Genomic DNA, 22380 nt, shown 5'->3' on the forward strand with positions numbered 1-22380 from the left:
CGGATAAGATGCGTTAGCATCGCTATCCGGCAGGGGGGATTACTTCAGCTCGTCAACCATAGTGATGGCGCGACCAATATAGTTGGCCGGGGTCATCGCCTTCAGGCGCGTTTTCTCTTCTTCCGGCAGGGCCAGACTGTCGATAAACTGCTTCATGCCTTCGGCGTCAACACGTTTGCCGCGCGTTAACTCTTTCAGCTTCTCGTACGGTTTCTCAATGCCGTAGCGGCGCATTACGGTCTGGATCGGCTCTGCCAGCACTTCCCAGTTGTGATCCAGTTCATCCAGCAGACGATCGCGGTTCACTTCCAGTTTGCTTACGCCTTTCAGGGTGGACTGATACGCGATCAACGCATAGCCAATACCGACGCCCAGGTTACGCAGCACGGTGGAGTCCGTCAGGTCGCGCTGCCAGCGGGAAACCGGCAGTTTGCTTGCCAGGTGTTGCAGTACGGCGTTAGCCAGGCCCAGGTTGCCTTCGGAGTTTTCGAAGTCAATCGGGTTAACCTTGTGCGGCATGGTGGAAGAACCAATTTCACCCGCGATGGTTCTCTGTTTGAAGTGGTTGAGCGCGATATAACCCCAGACGTCGCGATCGAAGTCAATCAGGATGGTGTTAAAGCGCGCGACGCAGTCAAACAGCTCTGCGATGTAGTCATGCGGTTCAATCTGTGTGGTGTACGGGTTCCACTGAATACCCAGCGACGTCACAAACTCTTCGCTGAAATGGTGCCAGTCCACTTCCGGGTAAGCGGCAATGTGGGCGTTATAGTTACCGACCGCGCCGTTGATTTTACCAAGGATTTCCACCTGGTTTAACTGGCGGAACTGGCGTTCCATACGGTAAGCCACGTTAGCCATCTCTTTCCCCATCGTGGACGGCGTAGCCGGTTGACCGTGGGTACGGGAGAGCAGGGGAATGTCGCGATACTGAACGGACAGATCTTTTACCGCGTCGATCAACTGACGCCAGTACGGCAGGATCACTTCGTCGCGCGCGGTTTTCAGCATCAGCGCATGAGACAGGTTGTTGATGTCTTCAGAAGTACAGGCGAAGTGGATGAACTCCGAAACCGCATGCAGTTCCGGGATATCCGCCACTTTTTCTTTCAGGAAATACTCAACTGCCTTCACGTCGTGGTTTGTCGTGCGCTCAATGGTTTTGATACGCGCGGCATCTTCTTCATTGAAGTTCGCGACGATCGTATCCAGGAAACCGTTTGCGTCGGCAGAAAAAGCAGGAACTTCCTTGATCGCTGCGTGCGCGGCCAGTTTTTGCAGCCAGCGTACTTCAACCTGTACACGGAATTTCAGCAAACCGTATTCGCTGAAAATCCCGCGCAGCGCGCTGACTTTATCGCCGTAGCGTCCATCGACAGGGGAAACGGCGGTCAGTGAGGATAATTCCATAGATCACAACTCCGGGGTTAAATGAGCAAGAATTTGTTTTGCCTGAGTGGTCAGGCGATTACGAGAAAACATTAATTGCAGGCGGCCACCGCCGACCTGGTGCCAGAGCACTGCGGCACGGATACCGGCCAGAAGCGAGGCGCGAACTTTTGCCTGCACCTGCGGGCTTTGCAGCACGGCGGGTGAGCCCGTCACCTGAATGCGCGGCCCCAGCGGGCTGATGACATCGACATAAATACCGGCCATCGCGCTCATCAGCGTTTCTGATTGCAGGTCAAAATGGTCAAGCTGACGCTGTAAGCCGTTAATGCGCTCGCCCAGCATGTCCAGCGCGCCTTTGGCGGCTGACAGTTTGCGCTCCAGCACCATCAGGCTTAGCGTATAGCGCGTCAGCTCTGCGTTCAGCCCCTGGCGGCTACTGGCATTCAGGACGCCGAGCAGGGTTTCCAGACCGAGGCGAAGGTTCGCTTCGCTGCCGCCGAATACGCCCAGCGTAGAGCTGGGGTTCATATCGATAACGCTGTTCAGTGAAACGTGTAGCGCATCGGCATCACAGTGCCCCTGGTGCGCCAGCTGTTGCACCAGGCGTGCTGACTGGCAAATGCCTGCCAGTGCGAGGGTGATGTCATAATAATTCTTTGCCACGATCACTGCTTCCTTGTATCAGTTATAGAGAATAATTATACCGGCAGGGGCAGGCGCTGCTCGATAATACCGCCGCCGAGGCACACTTCTCCGTTATAAAAGACAGCCGACTGACCCGGCGTTACTGCGGCTACCGGCTCATCAAAAATCACTTCAATGCGTTCGTCATCCAGTGCTTTCACGGTGCACGGAATGTCGGTCTGGCGGTAGCGGGTTTTCACCGTGCAGCGTAGGGTGCCGCTAAACGGTTCGCGATCGACCCAGTGAAGCTGTTGGGCAATCAGGCCGACGGACATCAGACGTGGATGCTCATGACCCTGAGCGACAACCAGAATGTTGTTCTCGACATCTTTATCGACCACGTACCACGGATCTTCGGTGCCTTCTTTGGTGCCGCCGATACCCAGACCTTTACGTTGGCCCAGCGTGTGGTACATCAGCCCCTGGTGCTGACCGATTTCGTCGCCGTCTACGGTGATAATTTTTCCTGGCTGCGCCGGGAGATAGCGACCGAGGAACTCGCGGAATTTACGTTCGCCGATAAAGCAGATGCCGGTAGAGTCTTTTTTCTTCGCGGTGATCAGACCGAGGTCTTCGGCAATTTTGCGTACCTGCGGTTTTTCCAGCTCACCGACCGGGAACAGGCTTTGGGCGATCTGCTCATGGCCGAGTGTGTAAAGGAAGTAGCTCTGATCTTTGTTACCGTCGAGCCCGCGCAGCAGGCGGCTTTTGCCGTCCACATCCGCGCGACGGACGTAGTGACCGGTGGCGATATAATCAGCGCCCAGGTCCTCAGCGGCAAATTCGAGGAAGGCTTTAAATTTGATCTCTTTATTACACAGAATATCCGGGTTCGGCGTGCGGCCCGCTTTGTACTCTTCCAGGAAGAGTTCAAAAACGTTGTCCCAGTATTCTGCGGCAAAGTTTACGGTATGCAGTTCAATGCCAAGTTTGTCGCAAACGGCCTGCGCATCAGCCAGGTCGGCTGCCGCTGTGCAATATTCCTCACCGTCGTCCTCTTCCCAGTTCTTCATGAACAGGCCTTCTACCTGGTAGCCCTGTTGTTGCAACAGCCAGGCGGAAACGGAGGAGTCGACACCGCCGGACATGCCGACGATCACTTTTTTTGGGCTTTCTGACATTGGAATACTCACGACATTGAACTTCAAGGCGGCGTATTCTATCACGCAGCCCTTTTACTTGACACCCTCTGTAAACGGCCAGTTAAATTCGCCGATGATCGTCAGCGGATAACGTTGCCCGTTCTGCCAGCAACGAATGCTCTCGGCAACCAGCGGCGAACGCAGGTTGGGGGCGTTGAGGATCGCGTCGGCGCTGACCCAGCGACAGCAGTCAATGTCGTTGTCGTGAGGTTCAGTGGCGCACATCCTGGCAAGCTCAATGGAAAACAGGAAACGCAGGAACGGCGTATTATCCGGTGCGATCCATTGATGCAGACGAATAAAGTGCTGGGGTTGCGCGGTAATCCCTGTCTCTTCCCAGAGTTCGCGCGCGGCGGCTTCCACCAGCGTTTCGTCGGCTTCCAGGTGTCCGGCTGGCTGATTCCAGAGCGCTTTGCCGTTAATGGTCTCTTCCACCACGAGGAATTGACCTTCTGCATGGACGATGCAGGCGACGGTGACGTGCGGTTTGAACATGGTTTTTCCTTAATCGGTAGCGTCTCGCCATTCACCGTTGGCAAGATTATCCAGCGTGTAGTTGCCCATTGCGTAGCGGATCAGTCGCAGCGTAGGGTGGCCGACGTGCGCCGTCATACGCCGTACCTGACGGTTACGGCCTTCATATAAGGTCACTTTGAGCCAGCGGGTGGGAATACTTTTTCGTTCGCGAATCGGCGGCGTTCTCGGCCACAGCCATTCGGGTTCGTCCACCACCTCAATGCCCGCAGGCAGAGTGGGGCCATCATTGAGCGTCACGCCATTGCGCAGGGCTTCCAGCGCTTCTGCGGTGGGTTCGCCTTCAACCTGAACGTAATAAATCTTACCGGTACGTTTGCCGGGCTGCGTCAGACGAGCCTGCAATGCGCCATCGTTGGTGAGCACCAGAAGACCTTCGCTGTCCCTGTCCAGACGACCTGCTGCATAGACGCCCTGGACAGGAATATAGTCTTTTAATGTGCTGCGCCCGGCCTCATCCGTAAATTGCGGCAAAACATCGTAAGGTTTATTGAACAAAACCACGCGTTTTGGCTGGTTTTCTTTCCGCCGCTTAGTGACTTGTCGTGAGCTGAATCGCTCAACCCGGTGATTTCTAAAAGAAGTTTTTTGCATGGTATTTTCAGAGCTTATCAATTGCCGCATTATAGCCTAATAACGAGTGTCTTTCATGGCAGCAAACAATAGGGTAGTATTGACACGCTCATTACAAATCATTAACAAAAAAGTTGCTCTAATGCATCCGTGTCGCAGGACGCAAACGCACATGCAGCGTGATGACAGACGAGCAAACCAGAAGCGCTCGAAGGAGAGGTGAATGGAAAGCAAAGTAGTTGTTCCGGCGGAAGGTAAGAAGATCACCCTGCAAAACGGCAAACTCAACGTTCCTGAAAATCCGATTATCCCGTTCATTGAAGGCGACGGTATCGGTGTTGATGTAACCCCAGCCATGCTCAAAGTGGTCGATGCCGCTGTCGAGAAAGCCTATAAAGGCGAGCGTAAAATCTCCTGGATGGAAATTTACACCGGTGAAAAATCCACTCAGGTTTATGGCCAGGATGTCTGGCTGCCTGCTGAAACCCTGGATCTGATTCGTGATTACCGCGTGGCCATCAAAGGCCCTCTGACTACCCCGGTCGGCGGCGGTATTCGTTCCCTGAACGTGGCGCTGCGTCAGGAACTCGACCTGTACGTGTGTCTGCGTCCGGTTCGTTACTATCAGGGCACCCCAAGCCCGGTTAAACACCCTGAACTGACCGACATGGTCATCTTCCGCGAAAACGCTGAAGATATTTATGCAGGTATCGAATGGAAAGCCGACTCTGCGGATGCCGAGAAAGTGATCAAATTCCTGCGCGAAGAGATGGGCGTGAAGAAAATTCGCTTCCCTGAACACTGTGGTATCGGTATTAAGCCGTGTTCCGAAGAAGGAACCAAACGTCTGGTGCGTGCGGCGATTGAATATGCCATCGCTAACGACCGTGATTCTGTGACCCTGGTTCACAAAGGCAACATCATGAAGTTCACCGAAGGCGCGTTTAAAGACTGGGGCTACCAGTTAGCGCGTGATGAATTCGGCGGTGAGCTGATCGACGGCGGCCCGTGGGTCAAAATCAAGAACCCGAACACCGGCAAAGAGATCGTGATTAAAGACGTAATCGCCGATGCGTTCCTGCAACAGATCCTGCTGCGTCCGGCTGAGTACGACGTGATTGCCTGTATGAACCTGAACGGCGACTACATCTCTGACGCCCTGGCGGCGCAGGTTGGCGGTATCGGTATCGCGCCGGGCGCAAACATCGGTGACGAGTGCGCGCTGTTCGAAGCGACTCACGGTACTGCGCCGAAGTACGCGGGCCAGGATAAAGTTAACCCGGGCTCCATCATTCTGTCTGCTGAGATGATGCTGCGCCACATGCAGTGGTTCGAAGCCGCAGATCTGATCGTCAAAGGGATGGAAGGCGCGATTGCCGCGAAGACCGTCACTTACGATTTCGAACGTCTGATGGAAGGCGCTAAGCTGCTGAAATGTTCAGAGTTTGGCGACGCGATCATCGCAAATATGTAATCCAGTTTCTGGGTTAAACAAGAACGGGAGCCTGAGGGTTCCCGTTTTTTATTATTAGCATTCGAACTCGTTTTTTGAATGTCGAATTCGCAGAGGATTAAGACGATACTTCGCAAGTCTCCAGACGGGGAAGATGCGCATCTGCCAGCGACTCAGACGATTAGCCCATCAGCGGATGTGGCTACGGAGCATTGTGCAAAACGGGCATGAACAACCTGGAACGGGTGAAGCGTCACAGGTTCCCAAAAATGTTGTCTGCGGCTCAGTACCATGCTGACTGTAAAAACTTCCCAGAATCTTACTTTCGAGTGTGCGAACGTTATCAGGAGCCGTACCGGGTACTACGTTGGGCGGCGATTTGAATGCCAGGCAACTGAACGACGAGGCAGCCAGTGATATGGCGAATATGTTTCTGACTTTCATCTGATGATTACCCTTCTCACTAAAAGTTATGTAATAACATAACCTCAATTGTGCTTAATGAATAGACCTGAAATTGTCCGATCGGTCATGTGGCGGCGAAAAGGTAAATGACGTTTTTACGACCTCGCGGTGAGCAGGGGATAAGTCGCAAAAAATGACAAAACGACTTTTTCGTCTTTTTATAGACTTTTTGTGCTAACCGGGGCTTTAGTTTTCCCCTCTTTGTAATAGTCAGATAGCTAACACCGCAGTTATCAGTAAACCGGAACGTATTTTACTCAATGACGAGACTCCCAACATTTTCATTCGCTTTTTTTCATCCTCGCTACTGGCTGCTATGGCTGGGTATTTTCTTCTTACGATGTGCTGTTTTGCTGCCTTATCCCATTCTGCTCAGGCTTGGCGCTTGTCTGGGGAGAGTGGCCATGCGCGCATTGCCTCGCAGGGTAACAATAGCCCGTCGCAACCTGGAACTTTGCTTTAAGGCGTTACCTGTGAAGGAGCGTGAGAAATTACTGATTAAAAATTTTGAGTCGGTAGGCATGGGGGTACTTGAAACCGGTATCGCCTGGTTCTGGTCAGACAGGCGTTTACGCAAATGGTTTACGGTTACGGGTTATGAACATATGGAAAGTGCGCGAGCTGAAAATAAAGGCGTGCTTCTCATCGGTATGCACTTTCTTACTCTTGAACTTGGGGCGCGCATATTTGGGATGCTCAATCCGGGCATTGGCGTATACAGGCCGAACAATAACGCGCTGTATGACTGGTTGCAGACGCGGGGACGTCTTCGCTCAAATAAAACCATGCTCGATCGCTATGATTTAAAAGGCATGATACGAGTGCTCAAACAAGGTGAGATTGTCTGGTATGCACCAGATCATGACTATGGTGCTCGTAACAGCGTGTTTGTTCCTTTTTTTGATGTTCCCGATGCGGCGACTACCGCAGGCAGTTACATGCTTGTCAGAAGCGCCCGCCCGGCGGTTGTTCCTTTTGTTCCCCGACGCCGAGCGGATGGAAGAGGGTACGAGCTGATCATCCTCCCGGATATCGGCCATGAACTGTATGACGAGGGCAAGGAAACCGTTGCGACCAGAATGAACCGGGCGATTGAACGCGCAATCAACCTGGCTCCTGAACAATATATGTGGCTACACCGTCGCTTTAAGACCCGACCAGCAGGCAAGCCGGCTCTGTATGGGAAGAAGGAAAATGCGATTGAGAGTAACGGCGAATAGCTCGCTTCCTGGTTTCAAACCGCCTCCGGGCGGTTACTGGTCAACAATGCCGTCATAAACCTGTCATGTGTTCGTGCTATTGGGAATTTAGTCATTCATTTTCTGCGGTCAGGGGAGGTGAAAATGGGCACGGAACATGAACGCATTCGGTCAGTATTAACGGGGCTGCTTATAGCGCTGCTGATGCTGCTTGTCATGGCCGGGTGGCCTTATCTTGTGCGTATGATCTCCGGTTATATCGCCGGGTATCTGTAAATATGCACCTGAGGATAAACAAGAACGGGAACCTGTCAGTTCCCGTTTTTTTATGTCAGTAGAATGGCGTGTTGTGAGAGTGACGACTCTGCACCTGCAATCACCAGCCAGGTAGCGTACCCCCGACACTCCACTCTTCGGAGCCAAAATCGGGTTTCTCGCCCCGGATCACACGGTTTCTTTCTTCTTTTGTCGGTTTATGGGTGGCGGCGCGGCTGGGAAGTTTCCCGGGAGTTTTTACGCAGCCGAATCCCTGACAAATTGGGCTGGCGGAAGAGGGCGCGGGTTGTACTTCTGAGTCGACACAAGCCGTCAACAATACGATTGAAATCGTGCCGGCAACTCTCTTTATGTTCATAAATATCCTTTTAATGTTTAACGACTCACATGCCCTTTTCCCTGAGAGCATGAATACTCTGGCAAAAAAAGCCCGCAACAGAGTGCGGGCAAAATCATACTGGAAGCAATGTGAGCAATGTCGTGCTTTCAATACCTGTATTAGGCGCTAAGGTATTTACAGCAAGAGAATGATAACCATTATCATTTAATGATTCAACCATTCGTTTTATAAGGCTGTTTTTATCGGGAGTCATTCATCAGAAAACAGGTGTGATACAAGAACGGGAGCCTGTTGGCTCCCGTTTTCGCCAGGGTTAGCGAGCGGTATTAGCGTACAACCAGAACAGGGCAGTTTGCATGGCGAACAACGGCCGCAGCAGTTGAACCCAGCAGATAGGTGCTGAAACCCGGTTGATGCGACGCAATGATAATCAGGTCGGCTTCTACCGCATCCGCCAGTTTGAGGATCTGATCTTTGGGCGGGCCGTAGACAACATGGGACTGGCTCCTGCCCTCGGGGATATTGAATTGTTTAACAATTTCCTCCAGTTTGACGGCGGCCTTTGACTGAAGACCGCTTCTATCCGGGAACTCGCTGGAGTAGGCCAGACCCAGTGAGGCATAGAACGGGACAGAAGGTATTACGGCCAAAAAATGCACCTTTGCGGTTTTAGCATGCGCCTCAACCTGCGGGATGATCTGACGGGTCAAGCTGGCTTCTGAGATATCAATTGGCACCAGAATAGAACGATACATATTCACCACCTCCTGTTTGTTTTATCTCCACCTTAAGTGTACTGGACTTATCGGTTGTATAAGAAGTAATCAGATCAAAGTTATGTGAACGAGTCCGCAAGTCGTAAGAATGTAGACACAAAACGTCCACCAGAAGGTGTTACCGACATGATGGCTGTCAGGAGAATGATTTTTACCGTGAATATCGTTATGAAGCAGTAATGGGTTCCGTTTTACTTTATTTCATTGTATATTTATTTATATAACGACGGGATATTTTCTCTCTCTTGAATCGCCATCTTAATTATTTGAAACTTTCTCCTGATATTTAATTTAATGCTGGTTTAAATATCTATATAATACAGTGTAACTTGCTGTGTTTTAACGGTTTTGTATTCATATATTACGTTGCTGTGTAATCTGCGATCCCCTTCAAATTTACTTGCATGCTAATTCTTATTCACATCCACGCTTGATGGATATCAATAATTAACCTGCTCAGTCTAATTATTGTCTACCTCTAAAAGGGTAGTTGTCTGACGAGAATGAAGAATGAGAAAAATAAATAAAACCATTTTATGGACGATGCTGCTTTGCATCGTTCTTGGCGCAGTAATTGTTTTAGCGGGGCAATGGACGTTACATAAAACATCGAGCACTGAATTTTGTCTGTCTTGCCATACGATGCAGGCGCCTTATGAGGAGTATACGGGCTCGGTTCACTTCCAGAATCAGAAGGGGATTCGTGCGGAATGCGCGGATTGCCATATCCCGGAAGGCGGGGTGGATTACCTGGTAGCCAAGCTCCTTGCCTCGAAAGATGTCTATCATCAGTTCATCACCAAAAAAATCGACACGCCAGAGAAGTTTGAAGAGCATCGTCTGGAGATGGCGCAAACCGTTTGGGCGCAGTTGAAAGCCAGCGACTCCGCAACCTGTCGTAGCTGTCATAGCATGGATGCGATGGATCTTGACGCGCAAAGCGCTGATGCCCGCAAAATGCACCAAATGGGCATTCAGGAAAAACAAACCTGTATTGATTGCCACAAAGGCGTCGCCCACTTCCCACCCGAAATAACAATGGACGACAGCGCCCTCAAAGCGCTTGAGGCCCAGTCTGCATCTACCCCCGCATCTGCAAAAACGCTCTATGCCGTAAGCAATACCGCACTTGGCGATCTGGCAACGGTCTATCCGGCCACGCAAATGCATGTCCTGAAATCGACGGAAACGTCACGGCTGGTGGAGATCCGCGGGAGCCAGATGCAGGGGAGCGAGCAGGTTATTTACTACGCGGCAGGCCAGCGGTTGATCCTTGCCAGTCTGAGTGAGAAAGGGCAGCAATCACTCCACATTCTCTCTGACTGGAAAAAAGATGATTACGGTAACGCGTGGCGGGATGTGGCGCTACAGGGCGAGTGGAGCGGCTCTGCGCTCGCCAGCCGCGAACCGATGTGGGACTACGCGCGCAAACTCGACAATGTGTACTGCGCAGGCTGCCATGCGCCGATTCCTGCGAAGCATTTTACCCTCAATGCCTGGCCCTCTGTGGCGAAAGGGATGGGGGCTCGTACCAACATCAGTGAAAACGAACTGGATATCCTGAGCCGTTACTTCCAGTACAACGCGAAAGACATGCATGAATAGTGATAATACCAGGAGAAATCATGAAACTCACAAGACGTGACTTTATCAAGACGGCTGGAGCGGCAACCGGGACTATGGCGATTTCTTCGGTGATCCCAATGCCTGCCTGGGCCGAAAACCAAAATGGCGGCGCCATCCTGACGGCCGCACGTTGGGGGGCCGTATATGTGGAGGTCAAAGACGGCAAAGTTGTCTCTTCAAAAGGCGCATTACCTAAAACCATACCGAACTCATTGCAGCAAACCGCGCCGGATCAGGTACATACCAACGTCCGTGTAAAATACCCAATGGTGCGTAAAAGCTATCTGGAAAATCCAGGTAAAGCGGACGGTAAACGGGGAAGTGATCCCTTTGTGCGGGTGAGCTGGGAACAGGCGCTGAAACTCATTCATGAGCAGCATAGCCGTATTCGTAGCAGCTATGGCCCGTCCTCCATTTTTGCGGGTTCCTATGGCTGGCGCTCCAGCGGCGTCTTGCATAAAGCGCAAACGTTGCTGCAACGCTATATGAGTATGGCCGGGGGATATGCAGGCCATACCGGGGATTATTCCACCGGGGCGGCGCAGGTTATCATGCCATATGTTGTGGGATCGGTTGAGGTATACGAACAACAGACGACATGGCCGATGGTGCTTGAGCACAGCCAGGTGGTGGTGCTGTGGGGGATGAACCCGCTCAACACGTTAAAAATTGCCTGGAGCAGTACGGATGAACAAGGGCTTGAGTATTTTAATCTGCTGAAGAAATCGGGAAAAACCGTTATCGCGATCGACCCAATGCGCTCAGAAACCATTGAGTTTTTTGGCGACAATGCAACGTGGATCGCCCCGCATATGGGAACTGACGTGGCGATGATGCTGGGGATTGCGCATACGCTGGTGAAAAAAGAGCGTCACGATAAAGCGTTCCTGGAAAAATACACCACCGGTTATCCGCAGTTTGAAGAGTACCTGCTCGGCAAGAGCGACAACGTTGAGAAAACCGCTGAATGGGCATCCGGTGTCTGTGGCGTACCCGCAGAACAGATTGAGAAACTGGCGGAAATTTTTGCCAGCAACCAAACCATGCTGATGGCGGGCTGGGGGATTCAACGTCAGCAATACGGCGAGCAAAAACACTGGATGCTGGTGACGCTGGCCGCGATGCTGGGGCAAATTGGGACGGAAGGCGGCGGTTTTGGTTTCTCCTATCACTATTCCAACGGCGGGAACCCGACGCGTACCGGTGGTGTACTGCCTGCGATATCGGCGCAAATTGAGGGGGGATCGTCGGCAGGGAACGACTGGGCGGTATCGGATGCGGTGGTGAACCTGCCTGTGGCGCGAATTGTGGAGGCGCTGGAAAACCCAGGAGGAAAATATCAGCATAATGGTAAAGAGCAGACCTTCCCGGATATCAAAATGATCTGGTGGGCAGGCGGCGCGAACTTTACCCATCATCAGGATACCAACCGCTTAATCAAAGCGTGGCAGAAGCCTGAGTTGGTGGTGATTTCCGAGTGCTACTGGACGGCGGCGGCGAAACATGCCGATATTGTTCTCCCGATCACCACGTCGTTTGAACGTAACGATCTCACGATGACCGGAGACTACAGCAACCAGCATCTGGTGCCTATGAAGCAGGTGATTGCGCCGCAGTTTGAGGCCCGTAATGACTTTGACGTCTTTGCTGATTTAGCTGAGATGCTCAAACCCGGCGGCAAAGCGGTCTATACCGAAGGTAAAGATGAGATGGCGTGGCTGAAGCAATTCTACGACGCCGCGCAAAAGGCGGCTCGCGCTCAACGTGTGGCAATGCCTCAGTTCAATGCGTTCTGGCAGCAGAATAAGCTGATTGAAATGCGCGAGAACGAAAAGAACAACAAGTATGTGCGTTATGCCGATTTCCGCCATGATCCGGTCATGAATGCGCTCGGTACGCCAAGCGGTAAGATCGAGATCTACTCAAAAACCATTGAAGGTTATCACTACAAAGACTGTCCGCCTCATGCTTCATGGATTGAACCGGATGAGTGGAAAGGGTCTGCGGATAAGGATCAGTTACAGTTGCTGACCGCCCATCCGGCGCACCGTCTGCACAGTCAGTTGAACTATGCGTCGTTGCGAAAAGAGTATGCCATTGCCGATCGCGAGCCGGTGACGATTCATCCAGATGATGCGAAGGCAAGGGGCATTGTCGAGGGCGACCTGGTACGCGTATGGAATGGTCGTGGTCAGGTTCTGGTCGGGGCGCACGTCAGCGATGGGATCAAGCCGGGGATCATCTGTATCCATGAAGGCGCCTGGCCTGATATCGAGAATGGCATCTGTAAAAACGGCGGCGCCAACGTGCTGACGGCGGACATCCCGACGTCAAGGCTGGCGAACGGCTGCGCGGGGAATACGACCCTGGTATACGCAGAGAAATTTACCGGCGAAGCCCCAACGCTCACGGTATTTGATGAGCCAGAGATTGTCACTCTGTAACGCCGGGGACTGTTAGTTTGTCGGAATAAGCGGGAGCCTGTGTGCTCCCGTTTTTTATGCTTCTCATTCAGAGTTGAATTAATGGTGATGTTATATTATAACATTCCATCTTTACGCACTGATTGAGGGTGATATTTTGGCGATTCATTTTGAAAAATTAGCAGTAGCTCTGGGAATGCTTCTGGTTAGCGGACACGCGCTTGCGCATGGGCACCATTCACATGGCGCACCGCTAACGGAGATGGAGCAAAAGGCGGCAGAAGGCGTTTTTGACGATAAAAACGTGAAGGACAGGGCGCTAACGGACTGGGACGGTATGTGGCAGTCTGTTTATCCGTATCTGGTAAGCGGGGAGCTTGATCCGGTATTTAAAAAGAAAGCGGAGAAAGATAACAGCAAAACGGCCGAGGAGATTAAGGCCTATTACCGTAAAGGCTACGCCACCAATGTGGATACTATCGGCATTGAGAATGGCGTCATGGAATTTCACACCGGTAATCAGGTTGAGTCCTGCCAATACGATTATGCCGGACACAAAATCCTGACCTATGCATCCGGTAAAAAAGGCGTCCGCTATCTGTTTGAGTGTAAAGATGCGAAGAGCAACGCGCCTAAATATGTGCAGTTCAGCGATCATATTATCGCGCCGCGTAAGTCGAGCCATTTCCACATCTTTATGGGGAACACTTCCCAGCAGGCATTGCTTGAAGAAATGGATAACTGGCCAACCTATTATCCGTACCAGCTGAAGGCCGAAGAGGTCGTCGACGAGATGTTGCACCACTAAGATGTTGTCATTATGGCGGGTCCGGCAGGACCCGCCATCGTGTTGTGACGGTGTCCCAAAAGAGCGATATCTGTCATAAGTAAGGCGCCTTTGCCGGTAAATATCATGATATAACGCAACGCTATGATTTCCCTTCCCATCATTCAGTTCATTCGTTAGCATATTGTTTCGCAGTAAAGCGTATCTGTTTTTTTCAGGAAGAGGTTAACGTGTTCGCAGAGTATGGAGTTCTGAACTACTGGACGTATCTGGTTGGGGCCATTTTTATCGTGCTGGTGCCGGGGCCTAATACGATATTTGTGCTGAAAAACAGCGTCGGGCGAGGGATGAAAGGCGGGTATCTCGCCGCCAGCGGCGTGTTCATTGGCGATGCGGTGCTGATGTTTCTGGCGTACGCGGGCGTCGCAACATTAATAAAAACAACGCCGGTGCTGTTTAATATCGTTCGTTATCTCGGCGCTTTTTATCTGCTGTATCTTGGTGCGAAGATCCTTTACGCCACGCTCAAATCGAAAGGGAGCGAAGTGGCGCATGATGAGGTTCCGTTTGGCGCAATCTTTAAACGTGCTTTAATTCTGAGCCTGACCAATCCCAAAGCCATCCTTTTTTACGTTTCGTTTTTCGTCCAGTTTATTGACGTCAATGCGCCGCACGCGGGGTTGTCATTTTTTATCCTGGCGACAACGCTTGAAGTGGTGAGCTTTTTCTATCTGAGCTTCCTGATTATTTCGGGCGCTTTTGTAACGCAGTACATTCGCACGAAAAAGAAACTGGCGAAGGTGGGGAATTCCCTTATCGGTTTGATTTTCGTTGGTTTTGCCGCACGTCTGGCGACGCTTCAGTCATAACGCCATCAGGCCCGCGCACTCTGTGGGCCTTCCGTTTTTACTTTTTGCTTAAAGATGATGCTCACCGCTACGCGCGACGGAAAAAAATAACCAATAAATGGTATTTAAAACACATCTTATGAGGCGTACCCTTTTTACAGCAGCGATTCAGTAAGATCGCTGGTTGTTACTGGAAGAGGGAATAAAATGCTTCAAATTCCACAAAATCATATCCATACACGCTCCACTCCGTTCTGGAATAAAGACACCGCGCCAGCCGGAATTTTCGAACGCCACCTTGATAAAGGAACCCGACCAGGGGTTTATCCTCGCCTGTCGGTTATGCAGGGGGCGGTCAAATATCTCGGATACGCAGATGAACACAGCCCGGAACCGGAAAAAGTGATGATCATTGAAGCCGGTCAGTTCGGCGTTTTTCCCCCGGAAAAATGGCACAACATCGAAGTGATGAGCGACGATACCTACTTTAACATCGACTTTTTTGTTGCACCGGAAGTGCTGATGGAAAGCGCCAGCCAACGAAAAGTCATTCATACCGGGAAGGAGTAAATCATGGGCAAAGCGACCTATACCGTTACCGTAACCAATAACAGCAACGGTGTTTCAGTTGATTATGAAACTGAAGCGCCGATGACACTGCTGGTCCCGGACGTTGCGGCAGAAGTGGTGAAAGATCTGGTGAACACCGTGCGCTCATACGACACCGAAAACGAGCACGACGTTTGCGGCTGGTGATCCCGTTCGGGAAGCCTGCGACCGCGATTTTTTAACCGTTACGCTAAACCGCACAGCGCTATCACGACGCTGGGCGGTTTTTTTTTCGCCTGATATCAGCATGTACCTGACAACTGAAATTAATTGAAAAGAAATATTAAGGAAACCTTAAGAACATCGCATTGTTTGTTAATGCTCTGGCATTCATAAAATATATGATTGAGCATCAAACACTGAACAGAAAATGACCACCATGAAATTTGATACTCGATTAACCTCGTCGGCTCTCGTCCTTGCGCTTGTTGCGTTGGTTATTCCTTTCACTGCGAACTGGCACGTCCCTCTGCTAAATGGCGTCGTGGTGTTATGGATTGAAAATGGGCAGGCGCTATGGCTACTGTTTGGTGCGCTATTTACCGCCTGGTATATCAGGCCGTTGTCTCGCCCTGACGGCGCAAAGCAGTTTTGGCTTTGGGCGGTGGTGTGGTGGCTGGTGTTATTAGGGCGAAGCACCAGCTGGGGGCGCGACTACTTTCCTGATCATCCCAAAATGATCTTCCGGGGGATCTCCGTCGTCCTGATCGCCGCGCTTGTGCTTCCGGTATTGATCTCAAAGACTTTGCGCCAGGAAATTGCGCGTCGGCTGCGTGAAGAATCCCTGCCGCTGTGGTTGCTAACTGTTACTGCCTGCGCGTTTTTAATTTCCGATACGGTGGAGCATCATCGGTTACTGGCGCCGCTGTTCCTGCACAGTAAGCAATACACCGATTTGATTGAAGAACTGTACGAATTGCCGTTCATGATCGGGCTTTTTTTGGTTACGCTGACGTTTATGAAACGCGATAAACAAGATGAATATATTGCGTTGCAGACGGCGGAACCGCAGCATGCGGAATATTGAGGTTCGCTGATGAAAATGCCCGGGTTCTTTTTCCCGAACCCGGGCTAACAGGAACAGCGCGGCTTATGCAATTGCCTCGCATAAACGCGACTTCATATCGCTGTACGATTGGGCAGCATGGTTTTCCGCCCAGCGCTGATCGGTAATGGCTTCGACCTTCACGGCGCAGTATTTGGTTTCAGGCGTTTTCGAAATCGGATCAAGATTATCCTGAGTCAGTTCGTTACAGGCGCCTATCCACCATTGATAGGTCATATAGACCGTTCCCTGGTTAATGCGATCTGAAACATCGGCCCGGCTGATGACTTTACCGCGACGTGAGCTCACCCACACCAGTTCGCGATGACGAATCCCCAGTTTTTCCGCATCGTTCGTGTTGATTTGCACGTTGCCAGGTTCATCTGCCAGCGCCTGTAGCGCAGCGCAGTTGCCGGTCATTGAGCGGCAGGAATAGTGTCCCACTTCGCGAACGGTACAGAGCACCATCGGGAACGCATCATCAGGAACTTCCGCCGGAGCCCGCCACGGCGCGGCGAATAACTTGCCTTTGCCGCTGGGCGTATCAAACTGACTATGTGCGTAAAGATACGGCGTACCGGGGTGATCAAGATCCGGGCACGGCCACTGCACATGCCCCATATCGCCCATTTTCTCCCAGGTGACGCCGTAGAAAAGCGGACACAGTTCGCGCATCTCATCCCAGATGTGCTGGTTACTTTCATAATGCATCGGGTAGCCCATTTCGGTCGCCAGCAGACTGATAATCTCCCAGTCGCGCTTCACATCTCCGGTGGGGTCGATGGCTTTTTCAAACCGCTGGAAGCCACGGTCGGCACAGGTGAAGACGCCGCCGTGTTCGCCCCATGAGGTCGCGGGCAGGAGAACATCCGCCATTTCTGCCGTTTTGGTCATGAAAATATCCTGCACCACGATAAAGTCCAGCGCCTCGAAACCGGCCCGCACCAGCCCCAGGTCGGCCTCGGTTTGCAGCGGATCTTCCCCCATGATGTAGTAGGCTTTAATTTTGCCTTCCATCGCCAGGTGCGGCACCTCGGTAATACGCGTGCCGACTTTGTCATCCATCAGGCTGGCATCGATTCCCCAGGCTTGCGCGAATTTCTCTCTGGCGGCTGCATCCGTCACGTCCTGGTAGCCGGGGAACTGGTTAGGCAGAACGCCCATATCGCACGCTCCCTGGACGTTGTTCTGACCGCGTACCGGGCCGACGCCGACGTCAGGACGCCCCAGATTGCCCGTCAGCAACGCCAGGCTCGACAAACCGCGCACGACGTCGACAGCCTGACCAAACTGGGTCACACCCATTCCCCACATGACCGTGGCGGAAGGGGCGGCGGCGAACGTTCGCATCGCCTGACGCACCTGCTGGGCAGGGACGCCGGTCAAATGTTCAACGGATTCCGGGGCGTAATCTTTTACGGTCTCCCGGTAGGCCTCCAGTCCTTCCGTGTGCTTTTGTACGTACTCCGTGTCGTAAAGGTGTTCATCAAGCAGAACGTAGCCAAAGGCGTTAACCAGCGCCATATTGCAACCGTTGTTCAGTTGCAGGTGCTGATCGGCAATACGGGCGGTCTCAATGCGCCGGGGATCGCACACAATAATTTTGGCGCCGTTCTGCCTGGCCTTAATGACTCTGCGCGCGACAATAGGGTGAGAGTCTGCGCAGTTATAACCGAAAATCAGCAGGCATTTGGAGTTCTCTATATCACTGATGGAGTTACTCATCGCCCCATTACCCAGCGTCTCCTGCAACCCGGCGACGGAAGGGCCGTGGCATACGCGGGCGCAGCAATCGACATTGTTGGTATTGAGTACGGCGCGGGCGAATTTCTGCATGACGTAGTTGGTTTCATTCCCTGTCCCACGGGAAGAGCCCGTCGTCATAATGGCGCGGGGCCCAAAGGTTTCTTTAATGGCGGATAAGCGTTGTGCGGTATAGCGGATTGCTTCATCCCAACTGACGGGGGTAAATTTTCCGCCTTTTTGATAGCGGATCATCGGGCGGGTCAGACGTGGCGTCAAAAGCCGCGTGTCGTTAAGGAAGTCCCAACCATAGTAGCCTTTCAGGCATAACTGGTTCTGGTTGGTTACACCCTCTGCGCCTTCGGCACGGATAATTTTGTTATTTTCAACAACAAGCTTGAGCTTGCACCCGGCCCCACAGTACGGGCACACACTGGTGATTTTTTTCATCAATAACAGACCTGTTAAAAGCTGAAATAGCGCGAATTGTAGACGAAGCCGACGCGCGACATGGCGCTGGCTTCGGTTTGTCGTAGCGACGGGCTGTTAAAGCACAAACCGTGCCAGAAACAGAAACTCAGGCGCGGCGGGGCTTGTCTGCGAAAAGATGAAGAAAATGACAGGGGATTCGTCATAAATGACGAGTAAACGTCAAAAAAAAGCCCGCACTCAGTGAGGCGGGCAAAAATACTGGAAGCAATGTGAGCAATGTCGTACTGAATACCTGAGTGATTTGCTCAACTATTCAGTAATGAGAAAGATAATCTTTATCATCTAAACTTGCAACCCCAACTTTTATGGGAGTAAAGAAAAAATAATAAAAGTGACATTTATCACAAATTTCAATTCTCTGATGATGTGCTATTCTTTTTAACGGCGAGTAAACCGCTAACGTACAAACATAAGTGAGGAAAAAATGGGCATTATTTCATGGATTATCTTTGGGCTTATTGCAGGTATTCTGGCGAAGTGGATTATGCCTGGTAAGGATGGCGGCGGATTCTTCATGACGATCATCCTGGGGATCGTCGGTGCCGTGGTAGGGGGATGGATCAGCACGTTCTTCGGGTTTGGTAAAGTTGACGGCTTCAACTTTGGCAGCTTTGCCGTAGCGGTTATCGGCGCGATTGTCGTTCTGTTTATCTACAGAAAAATCAAAAGTTAAGCGAAGTAGTTCGTAAGACTAAAAGGCTACCGTTGGTGGCCTTTATTATTTTGATAAGCCTGTTACCACCAGCCCAGGTTGGTTCCTGCCACCGCGATAATCGCAATGCCAATCATGATGAGCGTCGTTTTCTTCATCGTTACGCCCCCGGCGTGGCGTAGCCGCCGATGAAAAACCATGCCAAAAAAGTCACCGCCGTGATGAAAATTACGACAGGAAAAATAATGCCTAATTTCATGCTATCACCCGTTCTCGTTATAGGAAGACGAGCAAGGATAGCAGGGCGTCGTGCGTGACAAAAGATGTTTTAACGTCACGCTTTTCATTCTGATACGCATCGCAAGAAAACATGGAGATACAACGGCAGGCGGGTTAACCTGTCGGGGTGTAATGTTAACGGGAGTTCATATGAGATTCATGTTTGTCGCGCTGCCGTGCGCGTTGGCGCTTTCCGCCTGTTCGTCGTCATCCCAGCCCGAGGCGCCGAAACCCCCGCAAATAGGTATGGCAAACCCGGCTGCCGTCTATTGCGAACAGAAGGGCGGTACGCGAGTGCCCGTTCAAAGCCCGCAAGGGGTACGCACGGAATGCAAACTGCCCGGCGGTGAAGTGATTGAAGAGTGGGATCTCTGGCGCAGAGATCATCCTGCCAGCGGTAAGTGACACCCGGCGCATCGCTTTGCGCATGCGCCGTGTTTTGGCGGATTTTTTGTGCGAATCACAATCCGCGTAGCCAGTCGGCCAGGACAAGTGCGTGGTTCTGCTCTGTGTTCTTTGCCGCATATAGCAGGGTCAGCGTCTGCTGGCGGGCAATGTCCGCCAGCCGTTTACCTTCTTGCTTCTGTTGGTCGAGTTCACTCCGGTATTGCTCAGTAAAGTTCTTGAAATCAATCACTTCAGAGTGAAAGGCCTTGCGTAATTCAGATGAAGGCGTCAGCGTTTTATCCCACTCGTCAAAGGCCAGATCGGTTTTTTTGACCCCTCGCGGCCACAGCCTGTCAACCAGTACACGGTAGCCGTCGCTTTTTTCTGCCGGGTCGTAGACGCGTTTACACTGAATGTTCATCCTTTTCTCTCCTCAATCCAGGCCATGACTTCATTAATCTGATTGCCGGAAAATCGTGCCGCGTCATGCTGACGTAGCAGGCTGTTTCTGAAACGTAGAACGTCATCACTATAGCACTTCGCTCCTCCTCAATTTAAGGGATTGTGATAACAGTAAAAGATCGGTAGTCTGAGGTTCCTTATGTTGTCCCTCATTGCATTGACATAAGGAACGCCTCATGGAACTTTCCCCTGTTAAAGACACGCTACGTATTGCGCTGGTGGGTGATTACAACCCCGATATCGTGGCGCACCAGGCCATCCCCCTTGCTATTGATGATGCGGCCGCCGTGCTGGAGTTAATGGCGGACTATGACTGGCTGACGACGCCCGACATCAATAGTGACGAAGATTTGGTGGGCTATGATGCCATCTGGGTTGTTCCCGGCAGCCCCTATAAAAATACCGAAGGGGCATTGATTGCTATTCGCTATGCCCGTGAAAACAGCATTCCTTTTCTGGGAACCTGCGGCGGATTCCAGCACGCGATCCTCGAGTATGCCCGTAATGTGCTGGGCTGGCGCGATGCGGCGCACGCCGAAACTGATGCTTCCGGTCGGATGGTTATCGCCCCGTTGAGCTGCTCGCTGGTGGAAAAAACGGATGATATCGAACTGAGGGCGAATACGCTGGTCGCCAAAGCCTACGGGCAGGACGTTATCTCCGAAGGGTATCACTGCAACTACGGGGTATCAGAAGATTTTGCCGCTGAACTTGAGAATGGCGATTTGCGGGTTACCGGGTGGGATGAGGCGGGAGACATCCGTGCCGTGGAACTGGTAACGCATCCCTTTTTCGTTGGTACGCTTTTTCAGCATGAACGTGGCGCGCTGGCGGGAAAACCGGTTCCCCTGGTGCAGGCGATGCTGCGAGCCGCACGGGGATAAAAACAAGGGCAGGTCAATGCCTGCCCGTTCGGTTATTTTGCTGCGATCTCCCGATCGCGTCCGGCATAAAGGCCGAATATCGCCATCGCGACCGCCAGAACCGCCACGCCAATTAGCGGGATGTGCCAGTCGCCGTTGGCATCATGAATCTTACCCATCAACGGCGGCCCACATGCCGCCAGCAGATAGCCGACAGATTGCGCCATGCCCGAAAGCGCCGCCGCCTGGTGTGCGGAACTGGCGCGCAGCCCGATAAACGTCAGACCCAAAATCATCGTCGCGCCAGAGCCAAACCCAAACAGAATCGTCCACAGCACCGCCTGTTCCGGCACAAACCAGAATCCGGCCGCGCCGAGAGCGCACATGAGCGATACCAGCGCGGCAATACTGCGCTGATCCTTGAACCGGTGCAGGATGAGCGGAATCAACAGTCCCGGCGCAGCCGTCGCCAGTTGCAGCAGACCGTGTAGCGATCCGGCCTGCGCTTCACTGTAGCCGTGGCTGATTAAAATCGCGGGCAGCCAGCCGATGATAACGTAATAGATAAGCGAGTTAATGCCGAGGAATAAGGTGACTTGCCAGGCGAGGGAGGATCGCCAGATGCCGCGCGAGTGTAGCGCGCGGGAGTTGCTCAGGTTGGCGGTAGCCGTGTTGCGCCACTGCGGCAGCCAGATAAGAAAGGCCAGCAGGGGAAACAGCATCAGCATTAACAGCGCACCGCGCCAGCCAAAGCCATGCAACGCCAGCGGTACGACCATTGCCGACCCCACCGCTGCTGCGGCGCCCATCGTCAATGAATAGGCGCCGGTCAGTTTTGCCACATGCTGCGAGTAATCGCGTTTAATCAGCCCGGGGAGCAGCACGTTTCCCAGCGCGATACCGCAACCAATAATGGCTGTGCCGGTAAACAGGAAGCTGGCAGAAGGCAGCGAGCGCACGGCAATACCAAAGCAAATCAACAGCATGGCGGCAAACAGGCTACGTTCCATGCCGAACCGGCGCGCAATGTTTGCCGCCAGCGGAGAGACCAGCGCGAAAGCCAGCAAGGGAAGCGTGGTCAGGAGGCCCGTTTGTGCGGTAGTTAGCCCGTAATCCGCACGAATCGTCTCCAGTAACGGCGCAGCGCCAGTGAAGGTAACGCGCAGCGTCGTCGCAATCATCAGAATACCGGCAATCAGTAATGCACCGTTTTTGCCGCGTAATGAAGGGGAAATAGTCATTGTTTTCTCATATCAACAGGCGAGGCGATACCTTACCGTTTTTACTCTCTGGATCAATCAAGCTAAAATGACAGTTTATCGCTAAAATC

Annotated in this window: 23 protein-coding genes; 13 read left to right on the plus strand and 10 right to left on the minus strand. The window is 52.2% G+C overall.

Annotation, left to right across the window (positions count from 1 at the left end; genetic code table 11):
- Positions 1 to 39: 39 nt before the first annotated feature.
- The 5 genes from purB to rluE are packed head-to-tail and all read right to left on the minus strand — an operon-like array spanning position 40 to position 4376.
- Positions 40 to 1410 carry an adenylosuccinate lyase gene (purB, locus tag OGX75_RS10015; RefSeq protein ID WP_286451593.1) on the minus strand — a complete coding sequence of 457 codons (1371 nt, stop codon included), beginning with the start codon at positions 1408 to 1410 and terminating at the stop codon, positions 40 to 42.
- A 3-nt stretch (positions 1411 to 1413) separates the two neighbouring features.
- On the minus strand, positions 1414 to 2055 hold the full coding sequence (gene hflD, locus OGX75_RS10020; protein WP_024130407.1) for a high frequency lysogenization protein HflD: 642 nt from the start codon (positions 2053 to 2055) through the stop codon (positions 1414 to 1416).
- A 35-nt stretch (positions 2056 to 2090) separates the two neighbouring features.
- Entirely contained in the window at positions 2091 to 3197 is a 1107-nt protein-coding gene (gene mnmA, locus OGX75_RS10025) for a tRNA 2-thiouridine(34) synthase MnmA (protein ID WP_024130406.1), read from the minus strand.
- A gap of 54 nt (positions 3198 to 3251) precedes the next feature.
- Positions 3252 to 3713 (minus strand): NUDIX hydrolase, encoded by a 462-nt coding sequence (locus tag OGX75_RS10030; protein ID WP_110494334.1) that lies wholly within the window; start codon positions 3711 to 3713, stop codon positions 3252 to 3254.
- 9 nt (positions 3714 to 3722) lie between these two features.
- The gene (gene rluE, locus OGX75_RS10035; RefSeq protein WP_286451592.1) at positions 3723 to 4376 is read right to left on the minus strand and encodes a 23S rRNA pseudouridine(2457) synthase RluE; all 654 of its coding nucleotides are present in this window, start codon (positions 4374 to 4376) and stop codon (positions 3723 to 3725) included.
- A 172-nt stretch (positions 4377 to 4548) separates the two neighbouring features.
- Between rluE and icd the strand changes: the two genes are divergently transcribed.
- The 3 genes from icd to OGX75_RS10050 all read left to right on the plus strand — a co-directional run bounded on the left by icd (position 4549) and on the right by OGX75_RS10050 (position 7718).
- On the plus strand, positions 4549 to 5799 hold the full coding sequence (gene icd / locus OGX75_RS10040; RefSeq protein ID WP_047457457.1) for an NADP-dependent isocitrate dehydrogenase: 1251 nt from the start codon (positions 4549 to 4551) through the stop codon (positions 5797 to 5799).
- Between the two features lie 704 nt (positions 5800 to 6503).
- A complete protein-coding gene (locus OGX75_RS10045; protein ID WP_286451591.1) occupies positions 6504 to 7463 on the plus strand; it encodes a Kdo(2)-lipid IV(A) acyltransferase in 960 nt (319 codons plus the stop codon).
- A 123-nt stretch (positions 7464 to 7586) separates the two neighbouring features.
- Complete coding sequence (locus OGX75_RS10050; protein ID WP_012132696.1) at positions 7587 to 7718, plus strand: hypothetical protein; 132 nt, start codon at positions 7587 to 7589, stop codon at positions 7716 to 7718.
- A 666-nt stretch (positions 7719 to 8384) separates the two neighbouring features.
- Here OGX75_RS10050 and uspF read toward each other — a convergent pair.
- Positions 8385 to 8813 (minus strand): universal stress protein UspF, encoded by a 429-nt coding sequence (gene uspF / locus OGX75_RS10055; RefSeq protein ID WP_012132695.1) that lies wholly within the window; start codon positions 8811 to 8813, stop codon positions 8385 to 8387.
- Between the two features lie 531 nt (positions 8814 to 9344).
- On the opposite strand from uspF, the gene OGX75_RS10060 reads away from it, so the two are divergent.
- From OGX75_RS10060 to OGX75_RS10090, 7 genes are all read left to right on the plus strand, one after another.
- On the plus strand, positions 9345 to 10439 hold the full coding sequence (locus tag OGX75_RS10060; RefSeq protein WP_047457454.1) for a NapC/NirT family cytochrome c: 1095 nt from the start codon (positions 9345 to 9347) through the stop codon (positions 10437 to 10439).
- A 20-nt stretch (positions 10440 to 10459) separates the two neighbouring features.
- On the plus strand, positions 10460 to 12904 hold the full coding sequence (locus OGX75_RS10065) for a trimethylamine-N-oxide reductase 2 (RefSeq protein WP_114848559.1): 2445 nt from the start codon (positions 10460 to 10462) through the stop codon (positions 12902 to 12904).
- A gap of 136 nt (positions 12905 to 13040) precedes the next feature.
- Positions 13041 to 13691 (plus strand): metal-binding protein ZinT, encoded by a 651-nt coding sequence (gene zinT, locus OGX75_RS10070; protein WP_024130401.1) that lies wholly within the window; start codon positions 13041 to 13043, stop codon positions 13689 to 13691.
- Between the two features lie 209 nt (positions 13692 to 13900).
- Positions 13901 to 14539, plus strand: coding sequence for a leucine efflux protein LeuE (gene leuE, locus OGX75_RS10075; RefSeq protein WP_012132690.1), 639 nt, complete (start codon positions 13901 to 13903; stop codon positions 14537 to 14539).
- Between the two features lie 186 nt (positions 14540 to 14725).
- The gene (gene yeaR, locus OGX75_RS10080) at positions 14726 to 15088 is read left to right on the plus strand and encodes a DUF1971 domain-containing protein YeaR (RefSeq protein ID WP_024130400.1); all 363 of its coding nucleotides are present in this window, start codon (positions 14726 to 14728) and stop codon (positions 15086 to 15088) included.
- 3 nt (positions 15089 to 15091) lie between these two features.
- Positions 15092 to 15274: a DUF1869 domain-containing protein gene (locus OGX75_RS10085; protein ID WP_012132688.1), complete on the plus strand. Its 183-nt coding sequence runs from the start codon at positions 15092 to 15094 to the stop codon at positions 15272 to 15274.
- Between the two features lie 232 nt (positions 15275 to 15506).
- A complete protein-coding gene (locus OGX75_RS10090) occupies positions 15507 to 16154 on the plus strand; it encodes a hypothetical protein (RefSeq protein ID WP_058669016.1) in 648 nt (215 codons plus the stop codon).
- 63 nt (positions 16155 to 16217) lie between these two features.
- Here OGX75_RS10090 and fdhF read toward each other — a convergent pair whose 3' ends face one another.
- A complete protein-coding gene (gene fdhF, locus OGX75_RS10095) occupies positions 16218 to 18365 on the minus strand; it encodes a formate dehydrogenase subunit alpha (RefSeq protein WP_012132686.1) in 2148 nt (715 codons plus the stop codon).
- Between the two features lie 466 nt (positions 18366 to 18831).
- Here fdhF and OGX75_RS10100 point away from each other — a divergent pair, with 466 nt between their 5' ends.
- Entirely contained in the window at positions 18832 to 19080 is a 249-nt protein-coding gene (locus tag OGX75_RS10100) for a GlsB/YeaQ/YmgE family stress response membrane protein (RefSeq protein WP_012132684.1), read from the plus strand.
- Between the two features lie 139 nt (positions 19081 to 19219).
- Here the strand turns inward: OGX75_RS10100 and OGX75_RS10105 are convergent, their stop codons facing one another.
- The gene (locus OGX75_RS10105; RefSeq protein WP_024130398.1) at positions 19220 to 19318 is read right to left on the minus strand and encodes a YoaK family small membrane protein; all 99 of its coding nucleotides are present in this window, start codon (positions 19316 to 19318) and stop codon (positions 19220 to 19222) included.
- Between the two features lie 170 nt (positions 19319 to 19488).
- Here OGX75_RS10105 and OGX75_RS10110 point away from each other — a divergent pair, with 170 nt between their 5' ends.
- Entirely contained in the window at positions 19489 to 19743 is a 255-nt protein-coding gene (locus tag OGX75_RS10110) for a putative hemolysin (protein WP_024130397.1), read from the plus strand.
- A gap of 55 nt (positions 19744 to 19798) precedes the next feature.
- On the opposite strand, the gene OGX75_RS10115 is transcribed toward OGX75_RS10110, so the two are convergent.
- Entirely contained in the window at positions 19799 to 20146 is a 348-nt protein-coding gene (locus OGX75_RS10115; protein ID WP_286451590.1) for a DUF488 domain-containing protein, read from the minus strand.
- Positions 20147 to 20363: 217 nt separating this feature from the next.
- Here OGX75_RS10115 and OGX75_RS10120 point away from each other — a divergent pair, with 217 nt between their 5' ends.
- Positions 20364 to 21071 carry a CTP synthase C-terminal region-related (seleno)protein gene (locus tag OGX75_RS10120; RefSeq protein ID WP_012132680.1) on the plus strand — a complete coding sequence of 236 codons (708 nt, stop codon included), beginning with the start codon at positions 20364 to 20366 and terminating at the stop codon, positions 21069 to 21071.
- A gap of 32 nt (positions 21072 to 21103) precedes the next feature.
- On the opposite strand, the gene OGX75_RS10125 is transcribed toward OGX75_RS10120, so the two are convergent.
- Positions 21104 to 22291 carry a CynX/NimT family MFS transporter gene (locus OGX75_RS10125; RefSeq protein WP_012132679.1) on the minus strand — a complete coding sequence of 396 codons (1188 nt, stop codon included), beginning with the start codon at positions 22289 to 22291 and terminating at the stop codon, positions 21104 to 21106.
- Between the last annotated feature and the right edge of the window lie 89 nt (positions 22292 to 22380).

It is taken from the genome of Citrobacter sp. CK199 (genome assembly GCF_030333285.1).
GTDB lineage: Bacteria > Pseudomonadota > Gammaproteobacteria > Enterobacterales > Enterobacteriaceae > Citrobacter_B > Citrobacter_B koseri.

Bases quoted from the DNA above. Each gene is read 5' to 3' on its own strand.
- purB (WP_286451593.1), bottom strand. From the start codon at position 1,410: ATGGAATTATCCTCACTGACCGCCGTTTCCCCTGTCGATGGACGCTAC.
- mnmA (WP_024130406.1), bottom strand. From the start codon at position 3,197: ATGTCAGAAAGCCCAAAAAAAGTGATCGTCGGCATGTCCGGCGGTGTC.
- OGX75_RS10030 (WP_110494334.1), bottom strand. From the start codon at position 3,713: ATGTTCAAACCGCACGTCACCGTCGCCTGCATCGTCCATGCAGAAGGT.
- rluE (WP_286451592.1), bottom strand. From the start codon at position 4,376: ATGCGGCAATTGATAAGCTCTGAAAATACCATGCAAAAAACTTCTTTT.
- icd (WP_047457457.1), top strand. From the start codon at position 4,549: ATGGAAAGCAAAGTAGTTGTTCCGGCGGAAGGTAAGAAGATCACCCTG.
- OGX75_RS10045 (WP_286451591.1), top strand. From the start codon at position 6,504: ATGACGAGACTCCCAACATTTTCATTCGCTTTTTTTCATCCTCGCTAC.
- OGX75_RS10050 (WP_012132696.1), top strand. From the start codon at position 7,587: ATGGGCACGGAACATGAACGCATTCGGTCAGTATTAACGGGGCTGCTT.
- uspF (WP_012132695.1), bottom strand. From the start codon at position 8,813: ATGTATCGTTCTATTCTGGTGCCAATTGATATCTCAGAAGCCAGCTTG.
- OGX75_RS10060 (WP_047457454.1), top strand. From the start codon at position 9,345: ATGAGAAAAATAAATAAAACCATTTTATGGACGATGCTGCTTTGCATC.
- OGX75_RS10065 (WP_114848559.1), top strand. From the start codon at position 10,460: ATGAAACTCACAAGACGTGACTTTATCAAGACGGCTGGAGCGGCAACC.
- yeaR (WP_024130400.1), top strand. From the start codon at position 14,726: ATGCTTCAAATTCCACAAAATCATATCCATACACGCTCCACTCCGTTC.
- OGX75_RS10085 (WP_012132688.1), top strand. From the start codon at position 15,092: ATGGGCAAAGCGACCTATACCGTTACCGTAACCAATAACAGCAACGGT.
- OGX75_RS10090 (WP_058669016.1), top strand. From the start codon at position 15,507: ATGAAATTTGATACTCGATTAACCTCGTCGGCTCTCGTCCTTGCGCTT.
- fdhF (WP_012132686.1), bottom strand. From the start codon at position 18,365: ATGAAAAAAATCACCAGTGTGTGCCCGTACTGTGGGGCCGGGTGCAAG.
- OGX75_RS10100 (WP_012132684.1), top strand. From the start codon at position 18,832: ATGGGCATTATTTCATGGATTATCTTTGGGCTTATTGCAGGTATTCTG.
- OGX75_RS10105 (WP_024130398.1), bottom strand. From the start codon at position 19,318: ATGAAATTAGGCATTATTTTTCCTGTCGTAATTTTCATCACGGCGGTG.
- OGX75_RS10110 (WP_024130397.1), top strand. From the start codon at position 19,489: ATGAGATTCATGTTTGTCGCGCTGCCGTGCGCGTTGGCGCTTTCCGCC.
- OGX75_RS10115 (WP_286451590.1), bottom strand. From the start codon at position 20,146: ATGAACATTCAGTGTAAACGCGTCTACGACCCGGCAGAAAAAAGCGAC.
- OGX75_RS10120 (WP_012132680.1), top strand. From the start codon at position 20,364: ATGGAACTTTCCCCTGTTAAAGACACGCTACGTATTGCGCTGGTGGGT.
- OGX75_RS10125 (WP_012132679.1), bottom strand. From the start codon at position 22,291: ATGACTATTTCCCCTTCATTACGCGGCAAAAACGGTGCATTACTGATT.